We start from the raw sequence: 9,429 nt of genomic DNA on the forward strand, positions 1-9,429 counted from the left end.
CTACGCGCGCCGAACCTTGGAGGAAGACGAATGATGGGGACTGCCATGCCTGATCTGGGCCGTGTTTTGGGGCGTCTACTGGCGGTACTTAGTTTTGTCGTGGCGCTGCCCGCGGCGGCACAGTCCGTGGATGAGGGGCTGATCGTCGTCTACGGCGCGCAGGCCCCCACCCGCGAAGGTGACGTGGACCGACGCGAGCAGATCTTCTTTTCCATCCCCGCCGACACGCCCGGACGCGTCTTTGTTCGCCTCTATGACCCCGAGATTTTCGGGCAGGACGATTTCACCTATGGCGGCCCTGCAGACTCGGTCACAACATTCCGCGTTTACGGGTTCGAAGGGGCCTTTAGCGAGGTCGAGCGCCCCGTCATGGTCGAAGACCGCGCGCGCGCAGACCGTGCGCGCCCCGCGTTCCCGGCCACCGGTCCCGGTCGCGGCATTCTTGAGCGTACTTACGACAACGACCGCTCCAGCAATGGGCGCTGGGTGACGCTGGGTGCCGTGCGCGCGGCACAGGGCGAAATGATTGGGGACCGCGCCTATTTCCGCCTCGATGTCGAGGGCACACGCGGCAATGACGGCAACGGCTTTTCCGTCAATGTCAGCCGGGCAAGAGACCGCGACCGCGCGCCCGAAGGGCTAGAGGTGTTCTCGTATCAACCCACGATCCGCTGGACCTCTTCCGGTACGGCCACCCGTGTCCAGTTCCCGGGCACGCAAGGGCCCTACACGGTCCAGAGCTTTGATGCTGCGAACGGCGATATCGCCATTGTCACGGACTATGCAGACCTGCCGGTGCGCGTGTCGGGCCAGGATTTCTGGACAGTCGACAGCGCCGACACCGATGATACCAACCTCGCCCTCAGCCTCGCGCAAGGGTTCGAGACACCCAATGACGTGACCGTCGCCGTGTTTGACGGCAGTGGCGCGGCAATGCCGCTGAGCATGCCGCCCCGCCGCACGCTCGACCCGGCCCGCCCCACCGCCGTGGGCACCGGCCGTCCGCTGGCGAACTGCCAGTCGGTCGCCTTTGATGCGAGCCGGTCGCTGGGCCGCGAGCCACTGTCCTACATCTGGGAATTCGGTGACGGCAGCAGGTCGACCGAGCCGGTGATCGCGCATCTCTACAGCCAGCCCGGGCGCTACACCGCAATCCTGAAAGTGCTGGAAGACGGTGGCCGCCCCGGCGCCGGTGCGTCCGTCGAAGTGCCTGTGCATGTGCGCGCTGCGCCAGTGGCCAAGCCCGGTGATCCGATTGTCGTGGCCCCGGGCGAAGTGATCCCTTTTGACGGCACGGCGTCCGAACCCTCCGACAGCCCGATCACCCGCTATGTCTGGTCCTTCGGCGATGGCGAACAGGTCGAGGGGCCGCTGGCGCAAAAGGCCTATGACACGCCCGGCGCCTATCGCGTCGTGCTGCGCGCGAGCGACGACAGCCTGCATCCTTGCAACTTTGGTGTGGCCACCCGCGAGGTGACGGTCAACTTTTCCCCCGTGGCCGAGGCGGGCACAGACCAGACGGCCGAAGTCGGCCAGACCATCAGCCTGAATGGCAGCGCCAGCTATGACGTGGATGGCACCGTGTCGGCCTATGCCTGGGACATGGGCGACGGCACAGTGCTGGACGGCGCGAATGTGCAGCACGCCTATGCCGAGCCGGGCCGCTACACCGTCGCGCTGACCGTCACGGATGACAGCGGTGTTGTGAATGAACGGGCGACGGATACGCTTTCCATCGACATCAACGCGCCCCCAGAACCCGCCATCGCGATCCCCCCGCGCCCGGTGTCCGTCAGCGAGGCAGCCCAGCTTGATGGCTCGGGCTCGGTCGACCGGGACGGCGCGATCCTGTCCTATCTTTGGGAATTCGGCGACGGTGCCATGGGGGAGGGAGAGACCGTCAGCTATGCCTGGACCGCGCCCGGCGTCTACACTGTGGCGCTGACCGTGACGGATAACAGCGGCACCGCCTCTGCCGTACAGCGCATCACCCGCGAGATCGTGATCGATGCCGCCCCCATTGCCAATGCCGGGCCAGACCAGTTTGTCACCGCCTCGGACGTGCAGTTTGACGGCACGGGTTCCGTCGATCCCGATGGCTCGATTTCAAGCTATGAATGGAGCTTTGGCGACGGTGGCACGGCGACAGGTCCGCGCCCTGTGCACGCCTTTGCCCGTCCCGGCATCTACGAGGTTGCGCTTGTCGTGCGCGATGCCAGCGGTGCGCCGCTGAACACCAACCGCGACACCATGCTGGTGACGGTCAACGCCACCCCCATCGCCGATGCAGGCCCCCCGCAGGTCGTGGCACCGGGCGAGGAATTCGTGCTGAGCGCACGTGCATCCCTCGACCCGGACGGGTCCATCGGGGCCTATGAATGGGTTCTGCCCGGCGGCGACACCATGGCACAAGAGCGCATCGGCTATTCCATTGCCGAGCCTGGCACCTACCGCATCGCGCTGAGCGTGTTCGACAGCTTCCGTGGCGGCCCGGCACGTGACGACGACGACGTTCTGATCACCGTCAATGCCCAACCCGTGGCCGAGGCCGGAGCAGACCTGCTGGTCGCGCCCGGCGATCCGGTCGTGCTGGATGGCACCAAGAGCTATGACACGGACGGCCAGATCGTCAGCTACCTCTGGGATTTCGCCGATGGCTACGCGGCACAAACCACACCGCAGGTCACCCGCACCTACGACACGCCCGGCACATGGGCGGTGCAGCTCGTGGTGACGGACGAGGCTGGAGTGGCCAACTCCACCGCGACGGACGACATGAGTGTGCGCGTCAACGCAGCGCCCGTGGCCGAAGCAGGCCCAAACATTGAAACGGATGTGTTGCAGGTGACGTTGGATGCCTCGGCCTCGGCGGACGCAGATGGGGATGCGCTGGTCTATACGTGGGACATGGGCGACGGGTCGGCCATCCGCATGGGCCGGACAGTGACGCATGTCTATCCGCGCTCGGGCAAGTTCCCGGTCACGCTGCGGGTCGATGATGGAACGGGCCTGTCCAATGCAACGGCGATTGATGCCACCACCGTGGTGGTCAACGCCCGCCCCCTCGCGGATGCGGGCGGCAACCGCGATGTGTGCTCGGGCGAGTCGATCCTGTTTGACGCCTCCGACAGCGTGGACCCGGATGGCGGCCTGCTGCTTTACTCGTGGGATTTTGGCGATGGCACGGTATCTGATCTGATCAACCCGACCAAGATCTATGAGAACCCCGGCGCCTACCCCGTGACCCTGCGCGTGCGCAACGGCAAGGGGACCGAGTGGGGCAGCGATGTGGATCGCATCGCCGTGCTGGTGCGCGAAGGGCCGATTGCCGATGCAGGCGCCGACATGACGGTCTACACGAACCAGCCCGTGCGCTTTGACGGGTCGGGATCGACCGATGCGGACGGCGCGGTCAACGCGTTCAGCTGGACCATGGGCGATGGCGGAACCGCCAGTGGTGAGCGGCCTGAATACCGCTTCAAGACACCCGGCACCTACCCCGTCACCCTGACCATTCAGGGCGAAGCGGTGGGCGATTGCAGCCCGCTCGACACCGACACGGCCAGTATCGAAGTGCTGCCCGCGCCTGAACAGGTGATTGTCGCCGGCGACCGCGCTGCCGCCGGCCTGCCCGCCCCGTTCGAGGCGCAAGTCAACGATCTGGGCGACGCAACGGTGACTGGTCACACGTGGACCTTCTCGGATGGCGGCACGGCAACAGGTGACAAGGTCGAACATGTCTTTGCCGAACCGGGTGTGTATTTCGCCACTCTGGTGACGCGGCTTGAAGGACTGGCATCGGGCCTTGAGCAGGTCGAAACGCGGCGTAAGGTGATCGTGAACGAAGCGCCGATGGCGGGCCTTGCCGGACCTGACAAGGTCGCCGCTGGCGCCGCAGCCGTGTTTGATGCGTCTTCCTCGGTTGACGGAGACGGTGCCTTGACCGGCTTTGCCTGGGACTTTGGCGATGGCACGACCGCGACCGGCGTGGCCGTGGCACATACCTATAACGCGCCGGGCACTTACACACTACGTCTAACAGTGATGGACGATGCCGGTGTCGGCAACTCTGCCACCACGCTAGACCGCGAGATTACGGTCAACCCGGCCCCATCAGTGGGCCTGTCGGTGGCCAGCCAGATGTGCACCGGCGTTGCATCGCCATGGTCTGTCGACGTGGAAGAGAGCACCAGTGTGGAGTGGTCGTTTGGCGACGGCGCAACGGCAACGGGCGCGTCCGTCAGCCACGCCTTTGCCTCCCCCGGCCTCTACCCGGTGACGGTCGCCCTTGACGACGGCAAGGGGCTGCTCAACAGCCGCCGCAGCGAAGAAGTCTATGTGCGCGTCAACGCCACACCGACCGCCATCGCAGGCCCGGACAAGATCGTGAACCCCGGCGTGCCGGTTCTGTTTGACGGATCGGCCTCGGGCGATCTGGACGGGACGCTGACCAATTTCACGTGGACGTTCAGCGACGGTGTCACGTTGGAAGGCGCGCAGGTCGAACGCAGCTTTGACACCAGCGGCCCGGTAAGTGTGGAGTTGAGTGCGCGCGATGACAGCGGATCGGACTGTGCCGTGGGCACGGACACACTCGCGGTCTTGGTCAATTCAAGTCCGGTGATCGATGCAGGCCCTGATCTGGAAGTGCCCGTTGGCGCCGCCCATGACGTTGTCGTCTTTGACGCAAGTGGCGCGCGCGACGGCGATGGCCACGGCCTCGCGATCGAGTGGGACTTTGGCGACGGCGTGACGGCCTCGGGGGCCATTGTGCGCCATGCCTTCACCACGCCCGGCACCTATACGGTGACGGTCACTGCCCGAGACACCACCGGATTGGCCAGCGGGACAAGCACCGATACCGCCACGATTACGGCAGTGCCGCGCGGCAATTAACGCGCGGCATTACCGCCATATCACTAGGCAAATGAATCAGGTAGTGTGGGGCGTATGTGGTTCCCCTTGCGTCTCAAATTCTTTGTGTTTGCCACGCTTCTGGCGGTGGTCCCACTGGCTATCGTGGGCCAGAACCTCACGCGCCTCAGCCGGGACGAGTTGAAATCCGCGGCCAACGAGGATCTGACAACCGTTGCCGCACAGCTTCAGGGCCAGTTCGACACCACCTATCAAGGGCGCTGGCTGTCCCCCCTGATGGTGATACGCAATGGTATCGACAGTGATGAACTGGACGTGCCGCAAAAGGTGTCGCTGCTGACGCTGGGCCTGCAAGAGCTGCCGGACGTGCTGTCGCTGCAACTGGCGGTGCAGGGATCAAACCTGCCGATCATGGCAACGGATCAGGCATTTTCGCAGCGTCTCGACGGGCTTGGGATCGACCCGATCCAGATGCTGACCGTGCCTGCCGATCTGTTGGCCAATATCGAGGGCACCGGGCAATACGGCCGCCCCCTGATCTCTCGGCTGGAGGAGACCGGCAGCTGGATCGCAACGCTTGCCCTGCCGCTCAACACCAAGATCGCAGGGCGTCAGGTCACCCTCGCCGCGCGGATCGAACTGTCGAGCCTGTCGCGGCTTGTCCAGCGTCACCCGTTTTCGCAACGGGGCGACATCACGGTGATCGACCAGGCCGGGCGGACCGTGCTGGGCGACACCCAGGAATTGGTGACTGAACGCGACATCGTGCAATCCGCCTTGCCGCTCATCGTGGCCGGGGCGCGGGCCAATGCCCTGCAATCCTATACGCGACCCGACGGGACGGATGTGCTGGGCGCCTATGCCTTTCCAGACTGGTTCCCATGGGCCGTCGTGACCGAATTGACCGAGGAAAGCGCCTATGCGGTGGTGAATGCCATAACCCGCCAGATCCTGATCATCGGCGCCTTGGGCTTTGCACTGGCCAGCGTCGGTGCGCTGATCTTTGCGCGCCGCCTGACGCGCCCTATCCTCCAGATCGGAGAAGTGGTGGAACAGGTCGGCGCGGGGGACTTCGCAGCACGGGTCGAGGATGTGAAATCGCGCGACGAGTTGGGACAACTGTCCGTGCGCGTGAACAGGATGATCGCGGAACTGGGCGAGCGGCTGGAATTGATGAAATTCGTCAGCCACGGCACCATGTCGGCCATCCAAAGCGCGGATGAAGGCATGTCGCGCGGCGGCATCCGCAAGAAGGTGTCGGTGATCTTTACCGACATTCGCGGCTATACCGAGTTTTCCGAACGGGTCGCGCCAGAGGTCGTGATCGAGGCGCTGAACGAGTATTTCGAGGTGCAGAACCGCATCGTGGTCGAGCACAAGGGCGACGTGGACAAATTCATCGGTGACGCCCTTGTGGCCGTGTTCGAGGGCGACGAGATGGAGCGGCGCGCCGTCGCCTGTTCGGTCCAGATCATCGAAGCGATGCAGGAACTGCTCGAGAAGTTTCCCGACTACAACCTGCATGTGGGCATCGGGGTCGCCTCGGGCGAGGTGGTGATGGGCGCGATGGGGGCCGCGAGCCGGATGGACTACACCGTGTTGGGCTCGACCGTGAACCTGTCAGCGCGGCTGTGTTCCAAGGCCGATCCCGGCCAGGTCCTTATTGATGCCGCCACCCGCGAGGCGGGGGAAGGGATGGACGGCGTGGCCTTTGAAACGCTCGAGGCCATTGCGCTGAAAGGCTATGCTGACCCGGTGCCGACCTTTGGCGCCCTCAGCGCACGGCGTGCGGCAGCCGAATGATGCCTAGGGCAGAACCGCCCACACCATGACGAGATAGGTCCACTGGTGCAGCGCCTGATCGATCCCGAATGCGCGCCAATACCCGGCCTGATCCGGCCCGTGCCCGGTATGGTCCGACCACCGCCCCTTGCCCCAGTCGATGTGGAAATGCACCGCCCATTCAACCAGGGCGACAACACCTGCCAGCGCAACGGGAACCCCCACCAGCACCATGGCGATCAGGGATCCGACACTGTGCAGCCCGGCATGCTGCACCCGCCCCATGTGCAGATAGACCGACCGATCCCGTAGCATGCGCGGAGTCTGTAGGTAGAAATCCGCGAACAAGTGTTTGAACTGCAACAGGAACAGCAGCGTCAGAGCGAAGGTGACAGGATCAGCCAAGGGTGGTCCTTTGGTTTTGGTCTGGAACCATCCTAGGCGGCCAATTCGTTTGCTGCAATGCACGAGCGCACAGCCCTTGCGCCAACGCGCATCCCCCAACCCATTGATTTGTTGCGAATGCCCTTGCTAGATTGCCCACGGGCGGCTGCCCACCATTGAACCTGGACCATTCCCATAGAACGCTCCCTCTTTGCCTTTATCTGGAAATACTCCAAACGCGACCAGCTGATCCTGCTTGTGGTGACACTGTCGCTGTTTCCGTTGCTCTATCTGACGCTGGAACTGCCCAAGCAGATCATCAACGACGCCATCGGCTCGGGGTCGACCACGATCGAGGCTTACGGCTACGAATTCGACCAGATCACCTATCTGATGATGCTCTGTGGCGCCTTCCTGCTCGCGGTGCTGGCCCACGGCATCATGAAGATGCGGATCAACACGATGAAGGGTGTGCTGGCCGAACGCCTGCTGCGCCGTTTCCGCTATACGCTGATCGCGCGCATCCTGCGCTTTCCTCAACCCTATTTCGAACGGACGAGCCAGGGCGAGCTGGTCAGCATGGTAACCGCTGAAAGCGAACCCATGGGCGGGTTGATGGGCGACGCCGTGGCGCAGCCCGTGCTGCAAGCGGGCCAGATGCTGACGATCCTGGGGTTTCTGTTCTTCCAGTCCGTGGCCTTTGGCCTTGCCGCGATTGCACTGATCCCGCTGCAGGCCTGGCTGATCCCCAAACTGCAACGCCAGATCAACCAGTTGAACAAGAAACGCGTCGTGCAGGTGCGTGCATTGGCGGCCGAGATCGGCGAAGGCGCGGCAGGGGCAGGCACCTTGCGCGTCAATGGAGGCTGGCGGTACCGGATGGCGATGATCGGGGACAGGCTGGGGCAACTCTTTGCGATCCGCTTCCAGATCTACCAAAAAGTTCTTTATGAAGTTCCTCAACAACTTCATCACGCAACTGACCCCGTTCTTTTTCTTTTCCATTGGCGGCTATCTGGTGATCCAGGGCGATGTGACCATCGGCGCCCTGGTGGCCGCACTGGCCGCCTACAAGGACCTGTCGAGCCCGTGGAAAGAGCTGCTGGCCTACTACAATCAGACCGCCGACATGTCGCTGCGCTGGGACACGATCACCGAACGGTTCGCCCCCGATGGCATGATCGACGAAGACCTGTTTTACGGCCCCGCCCCCGACGCGCCGCGCCTGACCGGGGACATCGCGCTGGATCAGGTCACCGTGCGTGACGGCGACGGCAATCCAGTGCTCGAGGACATCACCGTCACCATCCCGGCGGGTTCCGTCGTGGGCATCACCGCTGGCAATGACGAAGACCGCCGCGCATTGGCCGAGGTGCTGACGCGCGAGACCCTTCCGACCAGCGGCACCGTCACCCTGTCTGGGCACGAGATCAAGGACTTGCACCAAACCACCATCGCCAAGCGCATTGGCCACGCCAATTCGCGCCCCATCCTGTTTCGTGGCAGTTACGGGCAGAACGTGATGATGCCGATGCGGCTGGCCCCCGTCGCACCGGGCGAAGAGACCGATTTTTTCCGCGAGGCCGTGCGCGCCGGGAACAGCCACGACATGATCAAGGCGCGCTGGCTGGACCCCTCTGTCGCAGGCGTCAGGGATCGCGATGAATTGCGCGCGTGGTGGTACACCCTGATCGAGGGCTCGGGCAGTGGCGAGGTGCTGACCCGGCGCACCATGGATCAAACCTATGACGCCGAGGCCCATCCCAAACTGACGGAAGCGCTGATCGCGCTGCGCCCCAAGATCGCCGAGGCGGTCGAACAGGCGGGGCTGTCGCGCTTTGTCCACCGCTTTGACCCCGAAGCATACAACCCGTCCCTGCCCATTGCGGAAAACCTGCTGTTCGCCACCCCGCGTGAAACCATCACGCCCGACATGATCGAGGCCAAGCTCGAGTTTCTGCGCCTGTTGCACGAATTGAAACTCGCCTCTGGGCTGGAGACGCTGGCGCGCAACATCATCGAAATGCTGCGCCAGATCTTTGGCGCGACGGGCACCGACCACCCCCTGTTCCGCAAGGTGGGGCTCGAGGTCGAAGTGTACGAGGCCGCGCTGGACCTGGTGACGCGCAAGCCTGCGGGCTCCGAGATCACGGATGGCGAATTGGCCCTGCTGCTCAGCGTGCCCGCCAGCGTCACCGCAGAACAAGTCGGCCCGTCCTTTCCCGATGCGGTCAAGGATCGCGTCCTCGAAATGCGCCGCGATCATGCGGTGATGCTGCGCGAGCAGATGGATGACCTGTTTGTCCCGATTACGCCGGACGGATATGTCTACGGCCTCAGCGTTCTGGAAAACGCGCTGTATGGCAAAGTGTCCGACAGCGCCGGGAC

Annotated in this window: 4 protein-coding genes; 3 read left to right on the forward strand and 1 reads right to left on the reverse strand. The window is 64.0% G+C overall.

Features of this window, described 5'->3' with window-relative positions; all coding sequences use genetic code 11:
• Window positions 1–30: 30 nt before the first annotated feature.
• Window positions 31–4,896, forward strand: a complete 4,866-nt coding sequence (locus ACMHLQ_RS06190) for a PKD domain-containing protein (protein WP_415403917.1) — start codon at window positions 31–33, stop codon at window positions 4,894–4,896.
• Window positions 4,897–4,962: 66 nt separating this feature from the next.
• Window positions 4,963–6,678, forward strand: a complete 1,716-nt coding sequence (locus tag ACMHLQ_RS06195; RefSeq protein WP_415403918.1) for an adenylate/guanylate cyclase domain-containing protein — start codon at window positions 4,963–4,965, stop codon at window positions 6,676–6,678.
• A 3-nt stretch (window positions 6,679–6,681) separates the two neighbouring features.
• Here the strand turns inward: ACMHLQ_RS06195 and ACMHLQ_RS06200 are convergent, their stop codons facing one another.
• Complete coding sequence (locus tag ACMHLQ_RS06200; protein ID WP_415403919.1) at window positions 6,682–7,062, reverse strand: DUF3307 domain-containing protein; 381 nt, start codon at window positions 7,060–7,062, stop codon at window positions 6,682–6,684.
• A 240-nt stretch (window positions 7,063–7,302) separates the two neighbouring features.
• Between ACMHLQ_RS06200 and ACMHLQ_RS06205 the strand changes: the two genes are divergently transcribed.
• Window positions 7,303–8,307 (forward strand): ABC transporter transmembrane domain-containing protein, encoded by a 1,005-nt coding sequence (locus ACMHLQ_RS06205; RefSeq protein WP_415403920.1) that lies wholly within the window; start codon window positions 7,303–7,305, stop codon window positions 8,305–8,307.
• Window positions 8,308–9,429: the final 1,122 nt, after the last annotated feature.

It is taken from the genome of Tateyamaria algicola, from assembly GCF_047715485.1.
Taxonomy (GTDB): Bacteria; Pseudomonadota; Alphaproteobacteria; order Rhodobacterales; family Rhodobacteraceae; genus Tateyamaria.

Coding starts and splice junctions, on each gene's coding strand:
- ACMHLQ_RS06190 (WP_415403917.1), top strand. CDS start 31: ATGATGGGGACTGCCATGCCTGATCTGGGCCGTGTTTTGGGGCGTCTA.